Here is a 22034-nt window from a genome sequence, read left to right as displayed (position 1 = left end):
GGTCAGAGCTTGTCCGGATCGACGGTGGTCGCAGCCCAGATCGCCTGTCCGGCAGGCACTGTGCGGTGGCCCTGGTGAATCACGGTACGCCCCAGCCGAGTTCCGGCCCTCGACGCGGAGCTCATGTCCCTCGTCTGGAGTACCGTCTTTTGACCACGTCACAGTCCGCGGTCACCGCGCCGCACGCCACCGCCCCCGGAGTCTGCCCGGTCCAGCACGGATCCCCGATCGGCACCGACGGCCCCCGGATCCCGTTGCACGCGCCGGAATTCGCCGCCGACCCGCACGGCGCCTACGACGACATGCGCCGCAAGTACGGTTCGGTGGTCCCCATCGAACTGGCGCCGAACGTACCCGCGACGCTGATCGTCGGGTACAGCACCGCACTGCGCATCCTCAACGACCCGGACCACTTCCCCGCCGACCCGCGGATGTGGCAGAAGGACATTCCGGACGACTGCCCCGTCAAACCGATGATGGAGTGGTACCCGAACGCGCTGCGCAACGCCGGTGCGGTGCACGCGCGCTACCGGCAGGCCTACGTCGCGAGCATCGACGGCATCGACCTACACGCGCTGCACGCCACCGTCGAGCAGATCGCCATCCCGCTGATCAACACCTTCTGCGAGGCGGGCTCGGCCGATCTGGTCACCCAGTACGCCTTCCCGCTCGTGTTCGAGGTGCTGAACCAGATGGTCGGCTGCTCGGCCGAGCTGGGCCAGCGCGTGGCGACCGGTATGGCGATGCTCTTCGACACCGTCGAGGCCGCGCGCGGCATGGAGATGCTCAGCGCCGCGCTGATGGAGCTGATCACGCTGCGGCGCGCGGAGCCGGGCGACGACGTCACCTCGCGACTGGCGCACCATCCCGCCAAGCTCGACGACGAGGAGATGCTCTGTCAGCTGATCAGCTTCTACGGCGCGGGAATCGAACCGCAGCAGAACCTGATCACCAACACGCTGCTGCTGATGCTCACCGACGACCGGTTCGGCGGACACGTGCTCGGCGGCAGTCTGTCCACCCGGGACGCGCTGGACGAGGTGCTGTTCAACGACCCGCCGATGGCGAACTTCTCCATCACCTACCCGCGCCAGCCGATCCTGATCGACAACACCTGGCTGCCCGCGCACCAGCCGGTCCTGATCAGCCTCGCCGGGAGCAACAACGATCCCGCCGTGCGCGGCGGTGACCGCACGGGCAACCGATCGCACCTGGCGTGGGGCGCCGGACCGCATGCCTGCCCGGCGCGGTCGGTGGCGTACCTCGTGGTGCAGGACGCCATCGATCAGCTGCTCGACGCGCTGCCCGAGCTGGAGCTCGCCGTGCCTGCCACCGAATTGACCTGGCGGCCAGGGCCTTTCCACCGCGCCATGACGGCGCTACCGGTCGTCTTTCCCCCATCCCCTCCGTTGAATCTGGTGTAAGGAGCCACCGATGGAGTACGAACCGATAGTCCTGGATCTGACCGGCGCCGATATCCAGGGCGAGTCCGCACGGATCCGCGAGCGCGGTCCCGCCGCGCTGGTGGAGCTGCCCGGCGGCGTGCCCGCGTGGTCGGTGACCGACGCCGCCGTGCTCGAGAGCCTGCTGGCCGACCCTCGGGTCTCGAAGGACGCGCGGCAGCACTGGTCCGCGTTCATCAACGGCGAGATCACCGAGGCGTGGCCGCTGCATCCGTGGGTGGCCGTCGACAACATGTTCACCGCCTACGGCCCGGACCACCGCCGGCTGCGCAAACTGGTCGCGCCCGCGTTCACCCATCGGCGCACCGCGGCCCTGCGACCGCGGATCGAGGAGATCACCACCCAGCTGCTCGACGCCCTCGCCGCCACCCCGCGCGGCGAATCCGCCGATCTGCGTGAGGGTTTCGCCTACCCGGTGCCGATTCAGGTGATCACCGAGCTGCTCGGGGTTCCGGAGTTCCTCGGCCCCGGGCTGCGCAAGTGCGTCGACGGATTCTTCGACACCTCGCTCGGTCCCGACGAAGGTGTGGCGAACTACATGGAGATGTACGGGCTCGTCAGCCAGCTGGTGGCGCACCGGAGGGACAACCCCGGTGACGACGTCACCAGCGTGCTGATCGCCACCCGCGACGAGGACGGCTCCCAGCTCACCGAGAAGGAGCTCGTCGACACCCTGATGCTGGTGATCAACGCCGGGCACGAGACCACGGTCAACCTGCTCGACCAGGCGATCTTCGCACTGCTCACGCACGAGAGCCAGCGCGCGGACGTCGTCGCGGGCCGGGTGCCGTGGTCGGACGTGGTGGAGGAGACGCTGCGCTACGAGTCGCCCGTCGCGCATCTGCCGTTGCGTTACGCGGTGGAGGACATCGAGATCGGCGACATCCGCATCCCGAAGGGTGAGGCGATCCTGGCGTCCTACGCCGCGGCGAGCCGCGACCCGAAGGTGCACGGCGCGACCACGAACGAGTTCGACGTGCGCCGAGCGAACAAGGAACACCTCGCGTTCGGCCACGGCGCGCACCACTGTCTCGGCGCTCCCCTTGCCCGGCTGGAAGCGGAGATCGCGCTGCCCGCGATCTTCCAGCGCTTCCCGGACATGCGGCTGGCCGTCGATCCGGCGGAGCTGCTGCCGGTGGGCAGCTTCGTCTCCAACGGGCATCGCACGCTGCCGGTGTATCTGGAAGCGGCGCAGTAGATTTCGACCCGCTCGGGGTGGATTGGATTCACCCACCCCGAGCGCGGGACTGCTCCCCCATCGAGAGGCGGGTTCCGAACGGACCCGCGAACCGCGAATCCTCTTGCCGGGCAGTCACATCGGACACCGATGAGCACGGCGTCACCGGCGCAGTCGCGCCGATTCCCTGTCAGTAGCGCGGTGGGTACTGCTGCTGGGCGTACTGCTGCTGCGGGTACGGCTGCTGCGGGTACTGCGGCGGATAATGCGGCTGCTGCTGCGGGTACGGCGCCTGCTGATGCTGCTGCGCGTAGGGCGCCTGCCCGTAGGGCTGCTGGTGCCCGTACTGCTGCTGCGGATACTGCGGCAGCTGCTGCGGTGGTGGCGGCGGGGTTTCGGAGCCCTTCTTGCTGAAGTAGCGGATCACCAGCACCAGAACGACGATCACCACGATCGCGAGGATGATCCACATGACGTATTCGGAGACTTCGACATCGACGTCGCCGCCACTGCTGCCGCCCCCGCCGCGACGGGCTTCCAAGGAATCCGCCGCCGACATCCACACGGCGCCGTCCGCCTGGAGATGGGCGTTGGCGAGCAGATCTAGATACACGAAAGGGCCTCCCCGATACGAGTTACGGTCGGCCCTCCTCCCGAAGGCCGGGCTCCGATGCTACCGCAGGGGCTGGGCCGCTCCGAAACCGGTGTGGGCCAGAGCCGTTCGCCGTCGCCGCCGCTCTAGGAAGACGCCTCGCACCCCCATCGCGCACCCGAATGCGGCCGCGTACAACGCATTGTCGCCAGCGATCGAAACTCAGTTCCGCGCGGGCCGCCCGCCGCGGGCCGGTGCGCAGCAACCGACGGCGCACGGCTCCCCGTTGCGGGTGCAGCCGTAACCCGGCACCGCACCGAGCCGGCGCGGTGCGACGCCGCCGATGTGCTCACCGATCAGCTCCACCACCAGTCGCGCGAATCGCGGGTCGGTGCCGGGGGTGGCGGCGCGGGCGAAGGCCATGCCGAGTTCGGCGGCCTTGGCCTTGGCTTCGTTGTCGAGATCCCAGATGACCTCGAGGTGATCCGACACGAAACCGACGGGACAGACCACCACCGCCGCTACGCCCTTGCCGAACAGCTCCTCGAGGTGGTCGACGATGTCGGGCTCCAGCCACGGCACCTGCGGCGGGCCCGAGCGCGACTGCCAGACCAGGTCGTAGTCGCCGAATCCGGTTGCGGCCGCGCACAACCGGGCCGCTTCCGCGACCTGGCGGCTGTACAGTCCGCCGCCCTCAGCGGGCGGGCCCGCGGTGGCGTCGGCGGATACCGGGATCGAGTGCGCGGTGAACACCAAGCGGACCTCGTCGCGGCGCTCGGCGGGGATCTCGGCCACCGCGGCGCGGATCGCGTCGGCGAACGCCTCGATCAGCAGCGGGTGGTCGAAGTACTGGCGCAGCTTCACCAGTTCCGGCGCGTCGTCGCCGAATGCCGTTCGCGCCCTGACGATGTCCTCGTGGTACTGGAGGCAGCCGGAGTAGCCGCCCCAGGCGGAGGTCGGGAACACCAGCGCGGTGCGGACACCGTCGGCGGCCATCCGCGCGACGGTGTCCTCGACCATGGGATGCCAGTTGCGGTTGCCGAAGTACACCGGCAGTTCCGTTCCGGCGGCGGCGAATTCGCGCTGGACCGCGGCGATGATGTCGCGGTTGAGCGCGTTGATCGGCGACACCCCGCCGAAGTGCAGGTAGTGCTGCGCGACCTCTTCGAGTCGCTCGCGCGGCACCCCGCGGCCCCGAGTGACGTTCTCCAGGAACGGCATCACGTCCTCGGGCCGCTCCGGGCCGCCGAAGGACAGCAGCAGCAGTGCGTCGACGGCCGGTGCCACGGCATCTCCTCCGTTACGAACTCAGTTGACGGGCATGTTCTCCGGGAACCAGGTGTTGTGGCTTGCGCCGCCGTCGACGTAGATGATCGAGCCGGTGGTGCCGGGCAGCCAGTCCGAGAGCAGCGCGACGATCGACTTGGCGACCACGGTCGGGTCGTCGACGTCCCAGCCGATCGGCGACGCGCCGTCCCAGTAGGTGTTGAGCTGGTTCAGCTTGGCCGCGTCGTCGGTGGCGGTACCCGCGATGGCCTTGGCGGCCAGGGTCTTGATCGGGCCCGCGGCGATCAGGTTGGAGCGGACCCGCTTGGCGACGCCGACCTCGCGGGCGACGTAGCGGTTCACCGACTCCAGCGCCGCCTTGGCCACGCCCATCCAGTTGTAGTACGGCATCGCGGTGCGCGGGTCGAAGTCCATGCCGACGATGGAGCCGCCTTCGTTCATGACGGGCAGCACCGCGCGGGCCAGCGAGGCGTAGCTCCACGCGGAGATCTCGAACGCCTTGGCGGCGTCGGGGCCGGGACCGTCCAGGAACGGACGGGCCTCCGGACCCATCAGGGTGCGCGGCGCGAACGCGATCGAGTGCAGCACGCCGTCGATGCCCTCCGGCGCCAGCTCGCGCAGCTTGTCGGCCAGCCCGGCCAGATCCTCTTCGCTGGTGACGTCGAGCCCGATGGCGGGCGGGACCTCCTTGGGCAGCCGCTTCGCGATCCGGTCGATCAGCCGCAGCCGCTCCGGGATGCCGGTGATGACGACCTTCGCGCCCTGCTCCTGCGCGACCGCGGCCGCGTGGAACGCGATCGACGCGTCGGTGATGATGCCGGTGACCAGGATGGTCTTGCCTTCGAGCAGTCCGCCCATGAGTTCTCGGTTCTCCTGAAGTTGAAAGTCGAGTTGTCGCCCCGCCGCGCGCGGGACATCGTCCCGGCGCGCGGCGCCGCGGTGTTCGGGGCAGCGTGCCCGGGAACGAAAGTACTAGTGGCCCATGCCCATGCCGCCGTCGACCGGGATGACCGCGCCGTTGATGTAGGAGGCGTCGTCGGAGGCGAGGAAGCTGATCGCCGCGGCGACCTCTTCGGGCTGGCCAGGACGGCCTGCGGGCACGCCGTACTTCAGGACCACCTCGCGCATCTCCTCGGTGACCTCCTCGCGCGTCATGTCGGTCTCGATGAAGCCGGGGGCGACCACGTTGGAGGTGATGTTGCGGGAACCGATCTCGCGGGTGATCGAACGCGCCATGCCGATCAGGCCGGACTTGGAGGCCGCGTAGTTGACCTGGCCCGGACCACCGCCGAGGCCGACCACCGAACCGAGGAAGATGATCCGGCCGAACTTGGCCCGCAGCATGGCGCGGTTGGCGCGCTTGGCGCAGCGCCACGCGCCGGTCAGGTTGGCGTCGATGACGCGGGTGAACTGCTCCTCGCTCATCCGCATGAGCAGCGTGTTGTCGACGATGCCCGCGTTGGCGACGAGCACCTCGACGGCGCCCTGATGCGCCTCGACCTCGGCGAACGCGGCGTCGACCGACGCGCTGTCGGTGACATCGCACTTCACGCCGAACAGTCCGTCCGGCGCCCCCGATCCGCGATGAGTGACGGCCACCTTGTGGCCGTCGGCTGCCAGGCGCTGCGCGACAGCGAGTCCGATGCCACGGTTGCCACCGGTCACCAGGACCGACCGGGATGTGATGTTCGACATAAGCATCAACCTATCTGTTCGGGTTCGTACGCCGGGCTCCGGGCACCGCAACCCTGTGCGATGCCACAGCGAGCGCGGCGCTACGGCAGGCGTTGACGATAGAGCAAGCCGGTAACGATGCCCGCGGCGACGACCAGCATGCCGAGCAGGAGCCACGGCCTGCTCGCGTCGCCGCGGGTCGTCTCGTAGCCGATCTGCTCTTCGAGGGTGTCGTAGACGGCGGTGAGTTCTTCGAGGCTGGAGGCGGTGTAGAACTCGCCGCCGGACAGCTGGGCGATCTCGCGCAACGAGTCGTTGTCGACGGGCACCTTGACCCGCTGCGAGCCCTGACCGTCCTGGTCCGGGATCTCCACCGAACCCCATTCGGTGCCGAAGGAGATCGTCGACACCGGAATGCCCTCGTTCTTGGCGAGGCGGGCGGCGGTGAACGCGTGCCTCGGATTGTCGACGTCCTTGTCGTCTGGCACGGTCTGCTTGCCGTCCGACATCAGCACGACCCGCGCGGGCGGCGGGGTCTCCGCTCCGCCGAGCACGGTGGCCAGGGTGTCGATGGATTGCAGGGCCGTCAGGATGCCCTCGCCGGTCGCGGTGCGCTCGGCCAGCTTGATGTTGTCGATGGCGGCCTTGACCGATTCCCGGTTGGTCGTCGGCGACACCATGACCGAGGCGGTGCCCGCGAAGGTGACGAAGCCGAGGTTGATGCCCTGAGTCAGGCCGTCGACAAATTCCTTGCCCGCTTCCTGGGCCACCTGGAGCCTGGTCGGCGGCACGTCGGTGGCCTCCATGGACAGCGAAACGTCCATTACCAGAACGACGGTCGCGCGGTTGCGCGGCACCTTCTTGACCGCCGTCGGCCCGGCCGCGGCGACGGTCAGGAACATCAGGCCGACCAACATCAGCGCGATCGGCACGTGCCGGATCGGACTCGGCCGCGCAGGCGCGACCTTCTCCAGCAGTTCCATGTTGGTGAAGCGCAGCATCTGGCGGTGCCTGCTGCGCTGCACCAGCACGTAGCCGAGCGCGATCAGCACGACGACCGCGAGGAAACCGAGCCAGATCAGTGCGGTGAAATGCGAAATACTCACTGGCGCGGCACCCGCCCGGTCGGGGCGCCGAAGCTGTGACGCCGGGTGGAAACGAAACGGACCACGTCGGCGATCCAGTCCCGGTCGGTCCGCAGGGTGAGCACCGGCGCGCCGCAGCTGCGCAGCGCCTGCTCGACCTGCTCGCGGTGTCGCTGGGCGGCGGCCGCGAAATCGGTCCGCAGCGTGGGCGTCACGCTGAACTCGCGGGTGCGGCCGGTCTCCGGATCGTGCAGCACCACGTCGCCGACGTCGGGCAGCTCCAGATCGCGCGGGTCGAGCACCTCGACCGCGAGCAGATCGTGCCGCGCGGAGATCGCGCGCAGCGAACGCTGCCAATCGATCTCGCCGAGGAAGTCGGAGATGATCACCGCGAGACCGCGTTTGCGCTGCGGGCGGCGCAGCGACTCGATGGCGCCGCGCAGATCGCCGCGCACACCGTCGCGGGCGTGCGGGGTGGTCGCCACGCCGCGCAGCAGCGACTGGGCGTGAATCCGCCCGCTGCGCGCGGGAATTCGCACCAGCTGCTCGCCGGTGGCGACGACGGCGCCAATCCGGTTGCCGCCGCCGCTGGTGAGGTGGGTGATCGCCGCGGCGGCCGCGATCGCCAGATCGCGTTTCTGGCAGGCCGCCGTGCCGAAGTCGAGGCTGGCCGAGAGGTCGACGACCATCCAGGTCTCCAGCTCGCGATCGGCGATCATCTGCCGCACGTGCGGATGCGTGGTGCGGGCGGTGACCGACCAATCCATCTGGCGCACATCGTCACCCGGCTGGTACATCCGGGATTCGCCGGGCTCGGAGCCCGGTCCGGGGATCAGGCCGAGGTGGTCGCCGTGCAGCACGCCGTCCAGGCGCCTGCGCACGGTCAGCTCCAGGGTTCTCAGCGCCGCCGAGAGCCGCGGGTCGGTCAGTTCTCCGGCCCGGAACGACGGCGGTGCGTGCGATGACGTTGTCACTCGGGAAACCTCGGGCGCGGCCGACGCGGCCGTCACTTGGTCTGGTGGTTGCCGGCGGCCGGGGCCATCTGCGGCTGGCCCTGCTGCGGCGGCTGCGGAATCTGCTGCTGGTGCGGGGGCTGCGGCGCGGCGGGCGCGGACTGGGCGCCGGAGTGCACCGCCTGCGGCGCGACCTGCGGCAGGCCGACGGTCTGCAGCACCCGCTTGATGACGTCCTCCGGGCTGATCTCGTCGGCCAGCGCGTCGTAGGACAGCACGAGACGGTGGCGCAGCACGTCCGGGATCACCTCGACCACGTCCTGCGGCACCACGTAGTCGCGGCCGCGGATCAGCGCCACCGCGCGGGCCGCGGCGATGATGCCGAGGCTGGCGCGCGGCGAGGCGCCGTAGGCGATCCAGTTCGCCACGTCGGGCATGCCGAAGTCGAGCGGCTTGCGGGTCGCCGCGATCACCCGGACCACGTAGTCGACCAGCGCGTGGTGCACGAAGGTGTTGGCCGCGACCTTCTGCAGCCGGATCAGGTCCTCCGGGCCGAGCACCTGCCTGGCCTCCGGCGGCGTGACGCCCATCCGGTAGATGATCTCGCGCTCCTCCTCGACGGAGGGGTAGTCGACGACGACCTTGAACAGGAAGCGGTCGCGCTGCGCCTCGGGCAGCGGGTAGACGCCCTCGCTCTCGATCGGGTTCTGAGTTGCCATGACCAGGAACGGATCCGGCATCGGGTAGGTCTTGCCGCCGATCGACACGTGCCGTTCGGCCATCACCTCGAGCAGCGCGGACTGCACTTTGGCAGGCGCGCGGTTGATCTCGTCGGCGAGCACGAAATTGGCAACCACCGGGCCGAGTTCGGTGTCGAACTCCTCGCGGCCCTGGCGGTAGATGCGGGTACCGATCAGGTCGGTCGGCACCAGGTCGGGGGTGAACTGGACGCGGGCGAACGAGCCGCCGACCACCCTGGCGAAAGTCTCGACGGCCAGGGTCTTCGCGATGCCGGGCACGCCCTCGAGCAGCACGTGGCCGCGCGCGAGGACGCCGACGAGCAGCCGTTCGACGAGCCGATCCTGGCCCACGATGACCCGCTTGACCTCGTAGATCGCCTTCTCCAGGGTCTGAACGTCACGCTCCAGGGTGCCCGACGCGGGCTCCGGCGCACCTTTCGCCAGATCCGCCCCGCTCACGCTGTCCGTCGAAGTCACCAACATCCCCGCTTTCGCCTTGGTCTCGTGCGTGCTCGCCCCAACTATTCCAGGTATTCGCGCAGCATGCCGCAACCGGCTCCGGTATCAGTGGAATTCGCGCCGGATCGATGGCCGATTCTCAGGAGACGATGCGCACCGCGTAGGGCATGATGCCGCTTTCCCTGACCGGCGAAACCTTCACCACGTCGCCGGACTGCGGCGCCTCGACCATCTTTCCGTCGCCGAGGTAGAGCGCGACGTGCTGGCTGCCGCTCGGCCCCCAGAACAGCATGTCGCCGCGGGCTCGCTCGTCCACCGGAACGCGGGTGCCCGCGTTGTATTGATAGCCGCTGTAGTGCGGCAGCGAGACGCCGATGCCCGCGAAGGCGTAGATCATCAGGCCCGAGCAGTCGAAGCCGACCTTGTTGTAATCGCCGTGGCTGTCGGCAACGCCGCCGTCGCGAATGCCGAGCGTCGGGCCGTTCTCGTCGCCGCCGCCCCAGGCGTACTGCACGCCCAATTGCGAAAGCGCCCGGTCCACCACGATTTCCACCGCCTGCGAGCCGCGTGCCGTCGGCCCGCTCGGTCGCGGCGTGCTCTGTCTCGGTGCGGGGGCGTTCTCGAGCTGGGTGTGCGGGCGCCTGCCGTCGCCCGCTTGGGCGGCCCGGTCGCGCGCGGCCTGGTCGGCGGCGGCGCGGGCGGCCGCGGCCGAGGCGGCGGCGCGAATCGCGGCCTCTTCGGCGCGGCGCTGTTCGTCCCAGGCCAGGAACGCCTCGCGCTGGCCCTGTAGCCCGGCGACGTTGGCGCGGGCGATGTCGAGCCTGCCCTGCGCGGCGTCGCGCTCGCGCAGCAGGGTGTCGCGCCGCACCGTGTGTTGATCGAGTTCGGCCTTGGCCGCGGTGACCGCGTGCTCGGCGTCGTCCTTCTTCTGCTCGGCCACCGCGGCGGCCGCGTCGGCCTCCGATTTGGCTTGGCGCGCGGTGGAATTCCGGTTGCCCTGTTCGATCTGGGCGCGGCGCAGCGCGTCGAGCACCTGCTGCTGGTTCTTCGTCACCAGGCCGAGCACCTGGGAGCGGTCGATCGCGCCGCCGGGCGACGAGGCCGCCAGATAGGTGACCATCGAGCCGGAGGAAGGTCGGGTGTAGGCCTGGGTCGCGAACTCGTCGAAATTGCGCCGCGCCTGCGCGACCTTGGTCCCCGCGTCGGAGAGGTCGGCCTGGGTCCGTACGACAGCGGCGGCGGCCGCGTCGGCCGCCTCCCGCGCGTTCTGCAAGTCGACGAGCGCCTTGTTCACTTCCTCGCGCTTGCGGGCCACCGCGTCGTCGAGTTCCTGCAACTGCTGATTCACCGTGCCGACCTCGTTGATCAGCGCGCCGACCTCGGTGACGCCCGCGTCGACGCGGGCGCCCGCCGCGGCGATCTCACCGTCGCTCGGATTGGGCGGCGCGGGCGGCACGGCGGCGGTCGGCCCCGCGGTCAGCACCACGGCTACGGAGACGAGCAACCCCAGAGCGACCGATAGTCGGCGCGACCGACCGGTCGGACCTTTTTTGTGCATAGCACCTCCCAAGGACTCGAACGCGGCTTCGCCTCACGAGCCCCAACCGCACCATCGAGCTCATTGGGCGGCGGGTAACGCTCTACAACACTGGTTCCCCATCGGTAACCACTTGAACCGTACGACACTTCTTTCACCAAGAAAACACCAGCAACATAATGACATGCACGTAATTTGCGCATTGCCAAGAATTAGCCGGATTGCCGATCGGAGTTAGGGGGAGAAAGCAAACCGATCGTTATGAAATGTGGCGAAAGGGAGACCGTTTATCGAGCGGGAGTGCCGAGCGCGTCGCGCTCAGGGGCCGCGACGGCGGCGGATTCGGCCGCGGAACGCCGGGATTTCACCCAGTACAGGCCGGCGACGACGATCGCGGTACCGGCCAGCAACACGCTGGTGATCGCGGTCCAGGAGAAGGTCTCCGGCTCTTCGAGACGGCCGACGAAGATCCGCGCGGCCTCGACCGAGTTGCCCTGCTTACTCTTGGCGGCGTCCTCGGCCCACTCCAGCTTCACCCGGCTGATGGAATCGCTGTGGGTGCCGACCCAGTCGTCGCTGAACACCGCGACGGTGCCCTGCTCGGTCTTGCCGATCTCGATGGCCAGGTCCCGTAGATTGGAGTCGTGGCCGGGATTGCCGGGAATGACCACGATCGTGAGCGGGATACCGTGGGATCGCGCCTCGGCCACGATCGTCTCGAGTTCCGCCTGATCCTTCCCCTTCGGCGTCGCGACGTGATTGTCGGCGACATCAGCCTTGATGGTCCGCAACGCGCTGTCGTTGATGGTGGGCGGCAGTTCCGCGGCCATGGGGGAGAACACCGAGGTGTACGAGGGGGCCATCATCCATCCGGTCTGTCCAGCCGCGTCAGCGGGCGCTGCGACGGGCATCCAACACTGCAGGGTGAGCTAGCTACTACCCCGGCTAGCTCGAAAGCACAGTACGCGACCCGATGTTCGGCCAGTGCCACCCGCCACGCCGACCGGCCCCCGCGTGTTTCACAGGACAAGCGTACTGTTAGAGTCGTGGCGCGAGGAACCGGCGCTCTCCCAGGCGCAGGAGCCCCTCCAAAGACTCGAGTCGCCGGCACAGCCCCGCCGGTGGCCAACCCTCACAGACGAGTGGAGCTGACGTGACGACAAGTATCGATACTTTCGGCGCCAAGGGCACCCTCGAGGTCGGAAGCAACTCCTACGAGATCTTCCGTCTCTCGGCCGTGCCCGGCACCGAGAAACTCCCCTACGCACTGAAGGTCCTCGCGGAGAACCTGCTCCGCACCGAGGACGGCGCGAACATCACCGCCGACCACATCCGCGCCATCGCGAACTGGGATCCGTCGGCCGAGCCCGACACCGAGATCCAGTTCACCCCGGCCCGCGTGATCATGCAGGACTTCACCGGCGTGCCCTGTGTCGTCGACCTCGCCACCATGCGTGAGGCCGTCACCGCCCTCGGCGGCGACCCGAACAAGGTCAACCCGCTCTCCCCCGCCGACATGGTCATCGACCACTCGGTCATCCTGGACGTCTTCGGTCGCGCCGACGCGCTGGAGCGCAACGTCGAGCTCGAGTACGAGCGCAACGGCGAGCGCTACCAGTTCCTGCGCTGGGGCCAGGGCGCCTTCGACGACTTCCGCGTCGTCCCGCCGGGCATGGGCATCGTGCACCAGGTCAACATCGAGTACCTGGCGCCCACCGTCATGGTCCGCAACGGCCAGGCCTACCCCGACACCTGCGTCGGCACCGACTCGCACACCACCATGGTCAACGGCCTCGGCGTGCTCGGCTGGGGCGTCGGCGGCATCGAGGCCGAGGCCGCCATGCTCGGCCAGCCGGTCTCCATGCTGATCCCGCGCGTCGTCGGCTTCAAGCTGACCGGTGAGATCCAGCCGGGCGTGACCGCCACCGACGTCGTGCTCACCGTCACCGACATGCTGCGCAAGCACGGTGTGGTCGGCAAGTTCGTCGAGTTCTACGGCAAGGGCGTCGCCGAGGTGCCGCTGGCCAACCGCGCCACCCTCGGCAACATGAGCCCCGAATTCGGCTCCACCGCGGCGATCTTCCCGATCGACGCGGAGACCATCAACTACCTGCGCCTCACCGGCCGCACCGACGAGCAGCTCGCGCTCGTCGAGGCGTACGCCAAGGAGCAGGGCATGTGGCACGACGCCGACCGCGAGCCCGCCTACTCGGAGTACCTGGAGCTGGACCTGAGCACCGTGGTGCCGTCCATCGCGGGCCCGAAGCGCCCGCAGGACCGAATCCTGCTGTCGGAGAGCAAGATCGCCTTCCGCAAGGACATCTACAACTACGTCACCGAGGGTGACACCGCGCCGCACACCCAGCTGGACGAGGCCGTCGAGGAGTCCTTCCCGGCCAGCGATCCGGCCGTGCTGTCCTTCGCCGAGGACGACGCCGTGCTGCCGACCGCCGCCAACGGCGCCGAAGGTCGCCCCAGCAAGCCGGTCAAGGTCTCCGACCCCGAGCGTGGCGACTTCGTGCTCGACCACGGCGCCGTCGTGGTCGCGGGCATCACCTCCTGCACCAACACCTCCAACCCGTCGGTCATGCTCGGCGCCGCCCTGCTTGCCCGCAACGCGGTGGAGAAGGGCCTGTCCTCCAAGCCGTGGGTCAAGACCAACATGGCCCCCGGTTCGCAGGTCGTCGCCGACTACTACGAGAAGGCCGGCCTGTGGCCGTACCTGGAGAAGCTCGGCTTCTACGTGGGTGGTTTCGGCTGCACCACCTGCATCGGCAACACCGGCCCGCTGCCGGAGGAGATCTCCAAGGCGATCAACGACAACGACCTCTCGGTCACCGCGGTGCTCTCCGGTAACCGCAACTTCGAGGGTCGTATCTCGCCCGACGTGAAGATGAACTACCTGGCCTCGCCGCCGCTGGTCATCGCCTACGCGCTCGCGGGCACCATGGACTTCGACTTCGAGACCGACGCGCTCGGCAAGGACACCGAGGGCAACGACGTCTACCTGCGCGACATCTGGCCGTCCCCGCAGGAGATCGACGACACCATCAAGTCGGCGATCAACCGCGACATGTTCACCAAGTCCTACGCCGACGTCTTCAAGGGCGACGAGCGCTGGCAGAACCTGTCCACCCCGGAGGGCGACACCTTCGCGTGGGACGAGAACTCGACCTACGTCCGCAAGGCGCCGTACTTCGACGGTATGGAGCTGGAGCCGTCGCCGGTCGCCGACATCAAGGGCGCTCGCGTCCTCGCGCTGCTGGGCGACTCGGTCACCACCGACCACATCAGCCCGGCCGGTCCGATCAAGCCAGGCACCCCGGCCGCGCAGTACCTCGACGCGCACGGCGTGGAGCGCAAGGACTACAACTCCCTCGGCTCGCGTCGCGGTAACCACGAGGTGATGATCCGCGGCACCTTCGCCAACATCCGGCTGCGCAACCAGCTGCTGGACGACGTCTCGGGCGGTTACACCCGCGACTTCACCCAGGAGGGCGGCCCGCAGGCCTTCATCTACGACGCCTCGCAGAACTACCAGGCCGCTGGCATCCCGCTGGTCGTGCTGGGCGGCAAGGAGTACGGCTCGGGTTCGTCGCGCGACTGGGCGGCCAAGGGCACCCGTCTGCTCGGCGTGAAGGCGGTCATCACCGAGTCGTTCGAGCGCATCCACCGCTCCAACCTCATCGGTATGGGCGTCATCCCGCTGCAGTTCCCGGCCGGTGAGAGCGCCAAGTCGCTGGGCCTGGACGGCACCGAGGTCTTCGACATCGAGGGCATCACCAAGCTGAACGAGGGTGTGACTCCGAAGACCCTGAAGGTGACCGCCACCAAGGAGAGCGGTGAGAAGGTCACCTTCGACGCGGTGGTCCGGATCGACACCCCCGGTGAGGCCGACTACTACCGCAACGGCGGCATCCTGCAGTACGTGCTGCGGAACATGCTCAGGGGCTGAGAACGGCCTCCCCGCGCATGCGGGGATGAGCCCTGTCGCCAGTGCGGAAGGTCCGCGCATCGCCACGGCGGTGCGCGGACCTCTCCGCATCCCGCAGCGTCACCCTTTCAGAGGAGCCACGCTCATGCCCAAGGTCAGCGATGACCACCTCGCCGCCCGGCGCAGCCAGATCCTCGACGGGGCGCGGCGCTGCTTTGCCGAATACGGTTACGACGGCGCCACCGTGCGCCGCTTGGAAGAGGCCATCGGACTGTCTCGCGGCGCCATCTTCCACCACTTCCGCGACAAGGACGCGCTGTTCCTCGCGCTCGCGCAGGAGGACGCCGAGCGCATGGCCGACGTCGCGGCCAACCAGGGCATCGTGCAGGTGATGCGCGACATGCTCGCCCACCCCGAGCAATTCAATTGGCTCGGCACCCGTTTGGAGATCGCGCGCAGGCTGCGCACCGATCCCGAGTTCCGCGCGGGCTGGACCCAGCGCTCCGCCGAGCTGACCGCCGCGACACTGGCCCGCCTGGAGCGGCGCAAGGCCGCGGGCGCGCTGCGCGACGACGTCCCCACCGACGTCCTGCTCGGCTATCTCGACCTGGTCCTCGACGGCCTCATCGCCCGGATCGCCTCCGGCCACACCAACGAGAACCTCTCCGCGGTCCTGGATCTCGTCGAAGCCTCGGTCCGCCGCAAGGAATGACCCGCGTCAGTGGTTGGCGTTGAGATAGTCGGCCGCGTGGGTGGTCCACAGGACGTTCGTGCCCGGCATGTTGTGGCCGGAATACAGGACGTGCTGGCCGTCGGGCCACGGGGTGAGGTAGCCGATGACGCCCTGCACGGCCTTGGTGTAGCGGTCCAGATTGGCAAGCGGGTTCTGCAACAGGAAGCGCAGCAGTTCCTCGAAGATCAGCGGAGCCACGTTGCCGAAGCGAGCGCCCTCGACGAACGAGAACGGGGAGATGCCGACGTCGATCATGCGCAGCGGGGAATCCGGCGGCGAGGAAGTGATGATGTCGCCGGGATTGGCGTATTCCTTGACATCGAGGCTGGGCCACGCGCCGCGCTGGCCGTGCAGTCCGTAGGTGGACGGCGGGCACAGATTCCCCACGGACTGACCCGCTTTGCGCATCGGGTTGGCGATGTTGACCACGAACGCGATCTCCAGCGGCGAGCCGTCGAAGTTCTTGTACCTACCCGATCGCACACCTTCCAGAATGCGACTCGCACAAATCCCGCCGAGCGAATAACTCAGCAGCCCACAGACATTCGGCGAATCCTGAATGGCGCGCACGCCTGCGGCGACGCCGAGCCGGACCGAGGTCTCCAGCGAGGGACCCCACACCTCCGGCGCGGGTCCGACCGAGGCGGGCCAGTTCGGCTCGAACGCGGTGAACTTCTCCGGGTCTAGCAGTTTGGTGACGTCGCGCAGCATGCCCGCGGGCGCGCCATCCGGATTGCGGGGCTCGCCGGTGCCCCGGAGGGTGATGATGTCGATCATCGTTTCTCCTTGCCCGCCTGAAGTTCTGGAAAGAGCACTACGATACGGCCGTCCGCCGTCCGGCACACGAGTAGCGCACTACTCGATTTCGCGCGACGGTTTTCCCGACGCGCCCGGCCGCGCCGCAGGACCACACAGAATCGGACGAACTGTTCTACGCGGTGGTGGGCCGAGCGAACCGCCAACCGGCGGTGATGCGTTCGCGCACCGGAGTGTGGCGCACGCGTCAGCGCGAACGGGAACAACAACGGACGGCGACGGGTTCGCCATGACATGACCTTTTCCGTCCCCGTCGTCGTCCGCGGATACGAGCTCGACACCCAGGGCCACCTGAATCAGGCGGTGTACCTCCAGTACGCCGAGCACGCCCGCTGGGAGCTGCTGCGCGCCGCCGGGGTCGCCCAGGAGAAGCTCATCGAGTCCGGCGTCGGGCCGGTGGTCCTGGAGACGAACATCAAGTACTCGCGTGAACTGCGCGGTGGCGACGAGGTGACGATCAGCTGCGAATTCGCTTGGACCGAAGGCAAGGTCTTCCGGATGCGGCAGCTGATCCGCAAGCTGGACGGCACGGTGTCGGCTGAAGTCGCCGTCGTCGGCGGCCTGCTCGACCTGACCGAGCGCAAGCTGGTCGCCGATCCGGGCGAGCGTTTCCGAGCTCTCGCCGAGCGACCCGATCTGCTCGGCCTGTAGCGTGACCCGGCGGCCGACATGGCCGCCAATCTTGGGCAATACCCGTCCGCTACCCCCACTCGGAAGTAGCTGAAAGATTGCGGTAGGGCTATTTTCGGACTGCCGAAAATCTTTCGGCGCTAGCGCCTTCCGTGTCCGGATCCGGTTTGCCAACGGCCGTGAAATCTTTCGATCCGGGCCGGGGCCGACCCCTTCCGCGTTATGATCCAGTTCACGCTCGGGGGTCCTGGCAAATCGCGAGCAGATCGGAGAGCAGACCATGGCCGACGCAATCCACCGACCCGGTGTCACGTCGACGGAAGACCGCGTACCCGCACTGCAAGGCCTTTTGGTGGCCGAGTCGGAACGCGAGATCACCGTCCGTGTCGCCGAGGGCACGTGGACCTTCCGTCGTGACGATGTGCTCCGCATGCTCGACAACGTCGCCGACGACCAAGCGGGCGACGGCCGACCGGTCCTGGTGGACATCCGCCCCGGCGCCACCGCCGACTTCACCCAGCGGCTGCGCATCGACCTCGTCGACCGGCCGATGACCATCGCCGCCGCGCCCTCGGAAGCGCTGGGTGACGAACTGCTGCAACAACTCACGGCCACCTGGGCCGACCGGCTGCGGTTGGTGGACTACCCGGCGGGCAGCGGCGCGACCTATACCTACTGCCAGACGAAATCGTTCGCGACTAGTGACGACGGCATCAACTGCGACAGCCTCGACTGAGCGGACCTGCCCATGGTGAGCCGGCTCCCAGGCTCGGTCCTGATCGTGTCCGAATCCGATGATCTGCACGCCACCGCGATGGCGGCCACGTTGCGAGAACACCACGGGCTCAGTCCGATACACCTCGACCTGCGCGACTTCCCGCGCGAGTCGGGCAGTTTCCGGCTGGACCGGCTCGGCACCACGCGCTCGCTCTCGCATGTCATCGGGCTCGATACCGTCCGTTCGGTGTGGTGGCGGCGACCGCACCCGTGCCAGGTGCCCGGCGGCGTACGAGCCTCGGACGACGCCTACCGCCAGGCCGAGTGCGACGGGTTCATCCAGGGCCTGCTGTGGTCGATCCCGGCGTTCTGGATCAACGATCCCGGCGCCGACCGCACCGCGGGACGCAAGATCGTCCAGCTGGAGACGGCGCAGCGCGCCGGGTTCGCGATCCCGGAGACGCTGATCACCAACGATCCGGACGAGGCGCGCAGCTTCGTCGAATCACGGCCCGGCCCAGTGGTTTACAAGCGCACCGGCACCGGACGCGCGGAATTCGCCGAGACCAGGATCATCACCGCCGCCGATTTCGGCAAGCTGGCGGGCATTCGGTCGGCGCCGACCACCTTCCAGGACTACATCGAGGCCGAGTGCGACCTGCGGGTGGTGTGGGTGGACGGCATCGCCTGGACGGTGCGCATCGACTCCCAGGCGGGCGTCGGCCGGGTCGACTCCCGGCTGGACACCTCCGTCGAGTTCACCCGCGACCAGCTGCCCGCCTCGGTGAGCAAATCCCTGGCCACGCTCATGGGCGCGCTCGGGCTCAGCTTCGGGGTCCTCGACCTGCGACTCGGCTTGGACGGCGAGTACTACTTCCTGGAGGTCAACCCCCAGGGGCAGTTCGCCTACCTGGAGATCAAGACCGGCCTGCCGATCTTCCAGAGCCTGTCCAACCTGCTCGTGCACAGCGACGGCATGGTTCCCGGATACTGACCGTCGGCACGCGTCCCCCGCTCCTCCTCTCGTCGGCACCGTCCGGCCGAGGGACGGCGCCGACGCGAAGAACTTCCCGCGGTGGCGGCGAAAGACCTTGTGTCGCCACCGGATTCGAGCGGGCGCGGGACGTTACTTGCCGGGGCTCTTACGGCGGTTCGCGCCACCCCGGCTGCGGAGCTGCACGTGCGACTCCACCAGCACGTTGTGGATGAAACCGTAGGAGCGTCCGGTCGACCTCGCCAGCGAACGAATGCTGGCGCCCGCCTCGTATTGCTTCTTCAGCTGCGATTGCAGACGGTCACGCGATTTCCCCGTGACGCGTGTGCCCTTACCCAATGTGGCCTTGCTTTGTGTGGCCCTGTCGCTCATGGCTTCCTCCGAGTCGCCGAGCAGCGCGTCTTTCCAGGCTAAGCACTGAGCAGGCCGTGATCAACGGGTTCGTGTGATGAAACTCACGCGAGCTGAATCAGTTCCAAATATTCCGCGGACCAGTGGTCCTCGGTGCCATCGGGGAGGAGAATGACCCGCTCCGGCGACAAGGCCTCCGCGGCGCCCGGATCGTGGGTCACCAGGACGACCGCTCCCGCGTACGTGCGCAGCGCGTCGAGCACCTGCTCGCGGGACACCGGGTCCAGGTTGTTGGTCGGCTCGTCGAGCAGCAGCACGTTGGCCGCCGAGGACACCAGACCGGCCAGCGCCAAGCGGGTCTTCTCGCCGCCGGAGAGGGTGCCCGCGGGCTGGTCGAGCTGCGGACCGGTGAACATGAACGCGCCGAGCAGGCCGCGCAGGTCCTGTTCACCCGCGTCCGGCGCCGCGTGCCGGATGTTCTCCCACACCGTGGCCTCGTCGTCGAGGGTGTCGTGCTCCTGGGCGAAGTAACCGATCTTCAGACCGTGCCCCGGCACCAGACCGCCCGCCGTCGGCTGCTCCACCCCGGCGAGCAGCCGCAGCAGCGTGGTCTTGCCCGCGCCGTTGAGGCCGAGCACCACGACCCGGCTGCCGCGGTCGATCGCCAGGTCGACGCCGGTGAAGATCTCCAGCGAGCCGTACATCTTGGTCAGGTTCTCGGCCATCAGCGGCGTCTTGCCGCAGGCGGCGGGCTCGGGGAACTTGATCCTGGCCACCTTGTCGGCGACGCGCACCTCGTCCAGCTCGTTGAGCAGTCGCTCGGCGCGCTTGACCATGTTCTGTGCCGCAACGGCTTTCGTCGCCTTGGCGCCGAGCTTGGCGGCCTGCGCCTTGAGCGCGGAGGCCTTCTTCTCGGCGTTGGCGCGCTCGCGGCGGCGGCGCTGTTCGTCGGTGGCGCGGGCGTCGAGGTACTTCTTCCAGCCCATGTTGTAGACGTCGGCCTCGCCGCGCACGGCGTCGAGGAACCACACCTTGTTCACCACCGCGTCGAGCAGTTCGACGTCGTGGCTGATCACGATCAGGCCGCCGTCGTGGTTCTGCAGGAACCCGCGCAGCCAGGTGATCGAGTCGGCGTCGAGGTGGTTGGTCGGCTCGTCGAGCAGCAGGATGCGATCCGAGCGGCCGCCGCTGCCGTCGGAGGCGGAGAACAGGATGCGCGCCAGTTCGATTCGGCGGCGCTGACCGCCGGACAGGGTGCGCAGCGGTTGGCCGAGTACCCGGTCGGGCAGGCCGAGGCTGTGGCAGATCCGGGCGGCCTCGCTCTCGGCGACGTAGCCGCCGAGCGCCGAGAAACGCTCCTCGAGCCTGCCGTACTTGCGGACCGCCTTCTCGCGCTCCTTCTCGTCGGCCACCTCGGCCATCAGCGCCTGCTGCTTCTCCATGTCGCGGATCAGCGTGTCCAGGCCGCGCGCGGAGAGCACCCGGTCGCGCGCGAGCACGTCCAGGTTGCCTTCCTTGGGATCCTGCGGCAGATAGCCGATCTCGCTGGAGCGCAGGATCTTTCCGGCGTACGGCTCGCCTTCGCCCGCGAGGATGCGCAGCGTGGTGGTCTTGCCTGCGCCGTTGCGCCCGACCAGTCCGATGCGGTCACCGGCTTGCACCCGCAGCGCGGGGCCTGGCGCCGACAGCAGGGTCCGGACTCCGGCCCGAACCTCGAGGTCGGTCGCGGTGATCACAGATGGGCTCCTCACGGATGGTGGTGGTCGTGGCGCGGCGGGGCCGGGCAGTCGCTGCTCGATTGTGCGCCCCTCGAGGCACAAGAACCACCGATTTTACCTGTGCCCGCGAGCGGTCTCGCAGCCGAGGAAGCCGGTGTGACCGCGATAACGGCGGTCGGTCCGGCTTCGGTAGCGTGCGATGCCATGAGTACCGATCTGTTGGGCAAGAGCGCGCTGGTCAGCGGGGCCAGCCGGGGCATCGGCAAGGCCGTGGCGGCCGAGCTGCTGCGCCGAGGGGCGAACGTGGTGATCACCGCGCGGAAACCGGAACCGCTGGAGGAGGCGGCCGCCGAGCTGCGAGCACTTGGCCATCAGGGCCAGGTCGTCGCGCTGGCGGGCAACTCCGGCGACCTGGAGAGTCGCGCAGCGGCGGTCGAGCGCGCGGTCTCGGAGTTCGGTTCGCTCGACATCCTGATCAACAACACCGGCATCAACCCGATCTACGGCGCGCTGATGGACGCGGACCTGGACGCGGTGCGCAAGATCTTCGACGTCAACGTGGTCGCCGCGCTCGGCTACATCCAGGAGGCGTACAAGGCCTGGATGCGTGACAACGGCGGCGCGATCGTCAACGTCGCCAGCGTCGCGGGCCTGCGGTCCAGCGGCGTGATCGCCGCCTACGGCTCCTCCAAGGCCGCGCTCATCCACCTCACCGGCGAGCTGGCCTGGCAGCTCGGCCCGAAGATCCGGGTGAACGCGGTGGCGCCAGGCGTGGTCAAGACCAAATTCGCCGACGCGCTCTACTCCGCCGACGAGGAGCGGGCCGCGGCCGCGTATCCGATGAAGCGGCTGGGCGCCCCCGAGGACGTCGCGCGGCTGATCGCGTTCCTGGTTTCGGACGAGGCCGCGTGGATCACCGGCGAGACCGTGCGCGTCGACGGCGGCCTGCTCTCCACCGGCGGCATCTGATCGACGGCGAGCGACGGCCCGTCGGCATCGGGCGGCGGTTGATCGTCATCGCACGACAGCGGCCGCTGGGCATCGGGCGACCGCAGCCGAGCGACATCGCGCCACAACGACCGTTGGGCGCCAGGCGACGGCGACCGCTGGGCACCGCACGACAGCGACCGCTGGGCACCGCACGACAGCGACCGCTGGGCACCGCACGACAGCG

At 68.7% G+C, this 22034-nt stretch carries 20 protein-coding genes; 8 read left to right on the top strand and 12 right to left on the bottom strand.

Translation table 11 applies throughout. The features are described from left to right. Window positions 1–149 precede the first annotated feature (149 nt). Both NAM01S_RS06510 and NAM01S_RS06505 read left to right on the top strand, forming a co-directional pair. Window positions 150–1424: a cytochrome P450 gene (locus NAM01S_RS06510; RefSeq protein WP_067780895.1), complete on the top strand. Its 1275-nt coding sequence runs from the start codon at window positions 150–152 to the stop codon at window positions 1422–1424. Between the two features lie 10 nt (window positions 1425–1434). Next, window positions 1435–2661 (top strand): cytochrome P450 family protein, encoded by a 1227-nt coding sequence (locus tag NAM01S_RS06505; protein ID WP_067780892.1) that lies wholly within the window; start codon window positions 1435–1437, stop codon window positions 2659–2661. Between the two features lie 169 nt (window positions 2662–2830). On the opposite strand, the gene NAM01S_RS35920 is transcribed toward NAM01S_RS06505, so the two are convergent. From NAM01S_RS35920 to NAM01S_RS06460, 9 genes are all read right to left on the bottom strand, one after another. After that, window positions 2831–3253: a hypothetical protein gene (locus NAM01S_RS35920; RefSeq protein WP_067780889.1), complete on the bottom strand. Its 423-nt coding sequence runs from the start codon at window positions 3251–3253 to the stop codon at window positions 2831–2833. 201 nt (window positions 3254–3454) lie between these two features. Continuing rightward, the gene (locus NAM01S_RS06495; protein WP_067780886.1) at window positions 3455–4519 is read right to left on the bottom strand and encodes a ferrochelatase; all 1065 of its coding nucleotides are present in this window, start codon (window positions 4517–4519) and stop codon (window positions 3455–3457) included. A 21-nt stretch (window positions 4520–4540) separates the two neighbouring features. Continuing rightward, window positions 4541–5377, bottom strand: coding sequence for an NADH-dependent enoyl-ACP reductase InhA (inhA, locus tag NAM01S_RS06490; RefSeq protein ID WP_067780885.1), 837 nt, complete (start codon window positions 5375–5377; stop codon window positions 4541–4543). Between the two features lie 114 nt (window positions 5378–5491). Then, complete coding sequence (fabG1, locus tag NAM01S_RS06485; RefSeq protein ID WP_084482554.1) at window positions 5492–6214, bottom strand: 3-oxoacyl-ACP reductase FabG1; 723 nt, start codon at window positions 6212–6214, stop codon at window positions 5492–5494. An 80-nt stretch (window positions 6215–6294) separates the two neighbouring features. Then, window positions 6295–7299: a VWA domain-containing protein gene (locus tag NAM01S_RS06480; protein WP_067780879.1), complete on the bottom strand. Its 1005-nt coding sequence runs from the start codon at window positions 7297–7299 to the stop codon at window positions 6295–6297. Next, window positions 7296–8252 (bottom strand): DUF58 domain-containing protein, encoded by a 957-nt coding sequence (locus NAM01S_RS06475; RefSeq protein WP_097244340.1) that lies wholly within the window; start codon window positions 8250–8252, stop codon window positions 7296–7298. The genes NAM01S_RS06480 and NAM01S_RS06475 overlap by 4 nt, the downstream gene beginning before the upstream one ends. A 32-nt stretch (window positions 8253–8284) precedes the next feature. After that, the gene (locus tag NAM01S_RS06470) at window positions 8285–9454 is read right to left on the bottom strand and encodes an AAA family ATPase (protein ID WP_174554777.1); all 1170 of its coding nucleotides are present in this window, start codon (window positions 9452–9454) and stop codon (window positions 8285–8287) included. Window positions 9455–9569: 115 nt separating this feature from the next. Beyond that, window positions 9570–10988, bottom strand: coding sequence for an NlpC/P60 family protein (locus tag NAM01S_RS06465; protein ID WP_067780872.1), 1419 nt, complete (start codon window positions 10986–10988; stop codon window positions 9570–9572). A 266-nt stretch (window positions 10989–11254) separates the two neighbouring features. Next, entirely contained in the window at window positions 11255–11833 is a 579-nt protein-coding gene (locus NAM01S_RS06460; protein ID WP_067780870.1) for an Rv1476 family membrane protein, read from the bottom strand. Between the two features lie 287 nt (window positions 11834–12120). On the opposite strand from NAM01S_RS06460, the gene acnA reads away from it, so the two are divergent. Both acnA and NAM01S_RS06450 read left to right on the top strand, forming a co-directional pair. Beyond that, the gene (gene acnA / locus NAM01S_RS06455; RefSeq protein WP_067780867.1) at window positions 12121–14922 is read left to right on the top strand and encodes an aconitate hydratase AcnA; all 2802 of its coding nucleotides are present in this window, start codon (window positions 12121–12123) and stop codon (window positions 14920–14922) included. A gap of 124 nt (window positions 14923–15046) precedes the next feature. Then, window positions 15047–15613 carry a TetR/AcrR family transcriptional regulator gene (locus NAM01S_RS06450; RefSeq protein ID WP_067780864.1) on the top strand — a complete coding sequence of 189 codons (567 nt, stop codon included), beginning with the start codon at window positions 15047–15049 and terminating at the stop codon, window positions 15611–15613. A gap of 6 nt (window positions 15614–15619) precedes the next feature. Here NAM01S_RS06450 and NAM01S_RS06445 read toward each other — a convergent pair whose 3' ends face one another. Beyond that, on the bottom strand, window positions 15620–16411 hold the full coding sequence (locus NAM01S_RS06445; protein WP_067780861.1) for a hypothetical protein: 792 nt from the start codon (window positions 16409–16411) through the stop codon (window positions 15620–15622). 273 nt (window positions 16412–16684) lie between these two features. On the opposite strand from NAM01S_RS06445, the gene NAM01S_RS06440 reads away from it, so the two are divergent. The 3 genes from NAM01S_RS06440 to NAM01S_RS06430 all read left to right on the top strand — a co-directional run bounded on the left by NAM01S_RS06440 (window position 16685) and on the right by NAM01S_RS06430 (window position 18791). After that, window positions 16685–17101: an acyl-CoA thioesterase gene (locus NAM01S_RS06440; protein ID WP_067780858.1), complete on the top strand. Its 417-nt coding sequence runs from the start codon at window positions 16685–16687 to the stop codon at window positions 17099–17101. 259 nt (window positions 17102–17360) lie between these two features. Then, window positions 17361–17816 (top strand): hypothetical protein, encoded by a 456-nt coding sequence (locus NAM01S_RS06435; RefSeq protein WP_067780855.1) that lies wholly within the window; start codon window positions 17361–17363, stop codon window positions 17814–17816. A gap of 45 nt (window positions 17817–17861) precedes the next feature. Further along, window positions 17862–18791, top strand: a complete 930-nt coding sequence (locus tag NAM01S_RS06430) for an MvdC/MvdD family ATP grasp protein (RefSeq protein ID WP_245909965.1) — start codon at window positions 17862–17864, stop codon at window positions 18789–18791. Window positions 18792–18923: 132 nt separating this feature from the next. Here the strand turns inward: NAM01S_RS06430 and NAM01S_RS06425 are convergent, their stop codons facing one another. Together NAM01S_RS06425 and NAM01S_RS06420 are read right to left on the bottom strand one after the other, a co-directional pair. Continuing rightward, on the bottom strand, window positions 18924–19163 hold the full coding sequence (locus NAM01S_RS06425) for a helix-turn-helix domain-containing protein (protein ID WP_067780848.1): 240 nt from the start codon (window positions 19161–19163) through the stop codon (window positions 18924–18926). An 83-nt stretch (window positions 19164–19246) separates the two neighbouring features. Then, entirely contained in the window at window positions 19247–20878 is a 1632-nt protein-coding gene (locus tag NAM01S_RS06420; protein WP_067780845.1) for an ABC-F family ATP-binding cassette domain-containing protein, read from the bottom strand. Between the two features lie 186 nt (window positions 20879–21064). Here NAM01S_RS06420 and NAM01S_RS06415 point away from each other — a divergent pair, with 186 nt between their 5' ends. Beyond that, window positions 21065–21829, top strand: a complete 765-nt coding sequence (locus tag NAM01S_RS06415; protein WP_067780842.1) for an SDR family oxidoreductase — start codon at window positions 21065–21067, stop codon at window positions 21827–21829. Window positions 21830–22034 lie beyond the last annotated feature (205 nt).

It is taken from the genome of Nocardia amikacinitolerans NBRC 108937 (assembly GCF_001612615.1).
Classification (GTDB): domain Bacteria; phylum Actinomycetota; class Actinomycetes; order Mycobacteriales; family Mycobacteriaceae; genus Nocardia; species Nocardia amikacinitolerans.
This window is presented reverse-complemented; position numbering and strand designations above follow the sequence as displayed.

Excerpts from the sequence above, each read along its gene's own strand:
- NAM01S_RS06435 (WP_067780855.1), top strand. The coding sequence starts at position 17,361 with ATGGCCGACGCAATCCACCGACCCGGTGTCACGTCGACGGAAGACCGC.
- fabG1 (WP_084482554.1), bottom strand. The coding sequence starts at position 6,214 with ATGTCGAACATCACATCCCGGTCGGTCCTGGTGACCGGTGGCAACCGT.
- NAM01S_RS06505 (WP_067780892.1), top strand. The coding sequence starts at position 1,435 with ATGGAGTACGAACCGATAGTCCTGGATCTGACCGGCGCCGATATCCAG.
- NAM01S_RS06470 (WP_174554777.1), bottom strand. The coding sequence starts at position 9,454 with ATGTTGGTGACTTCGACGGACAGCGTGAGCGGGGCGGATCTGGCGAAA.
- NAM01S_RS06450 (WP_067780864.1), top strand. The coding sequence starts at position 15,047 with ATGCCCAAGGTCAGCGATGACCACCTCGCCGCCCGGCGCAGCCAGATC.
- NAM01S_RS06445 (WP_067780861.1), bottom strand. The coding sequence starts at position 16,411 with ATGATCGACATCATCACCCTCCGGGGCACCGGCGAGCCCCGCAATCCG.
- NAM01S_RS06415 (WP_067780842.1), top strand. The coding sequence starts at position 21,065 with ATGAGTACCGATCTGTTGGGCAAGAGCGCGCTGGTCAGCGGGGCCAGC.
- NAM01S_RS06460 (WP_067780870.1), bottom strand. The coding sequence starts at position 11,833 with ATGATGGCCCCCTCGTACACCTCGGTGTTCTCCCCCATGGCCGCGGAA.
- NAM01S_RS06425 (WP_067780848.1), bottom strand. The coding sequence starts at position 19,163 with ATGAGCGACAGGGCCACACAAAGCAAGGCCACATTGGGTAAGGGCACA.
- NAM01S_RS06465 (WP_067780872.1), bottom strand. The coding sequence starts at position 10,988 with ATGCACAAAAAAGGTCCGACCGGTCGGTCGCGCCGACTATCGGTCGCT.
- inhA (WP_067780885.1), bottom strand. The coding sequence starts at position 5,377 with ATGGGCGGACTGCTCGAAGGCAAGACCATCCTGGTCACCGGCATCATC.
- NAM01S_RS06440 (WP_067780858.1), top strand. The coding sequence starts at position 16,685 with ATGACCTTTTCCGTCCCCGTCGTCGTCCGCGGATACGAGCTCGACACC.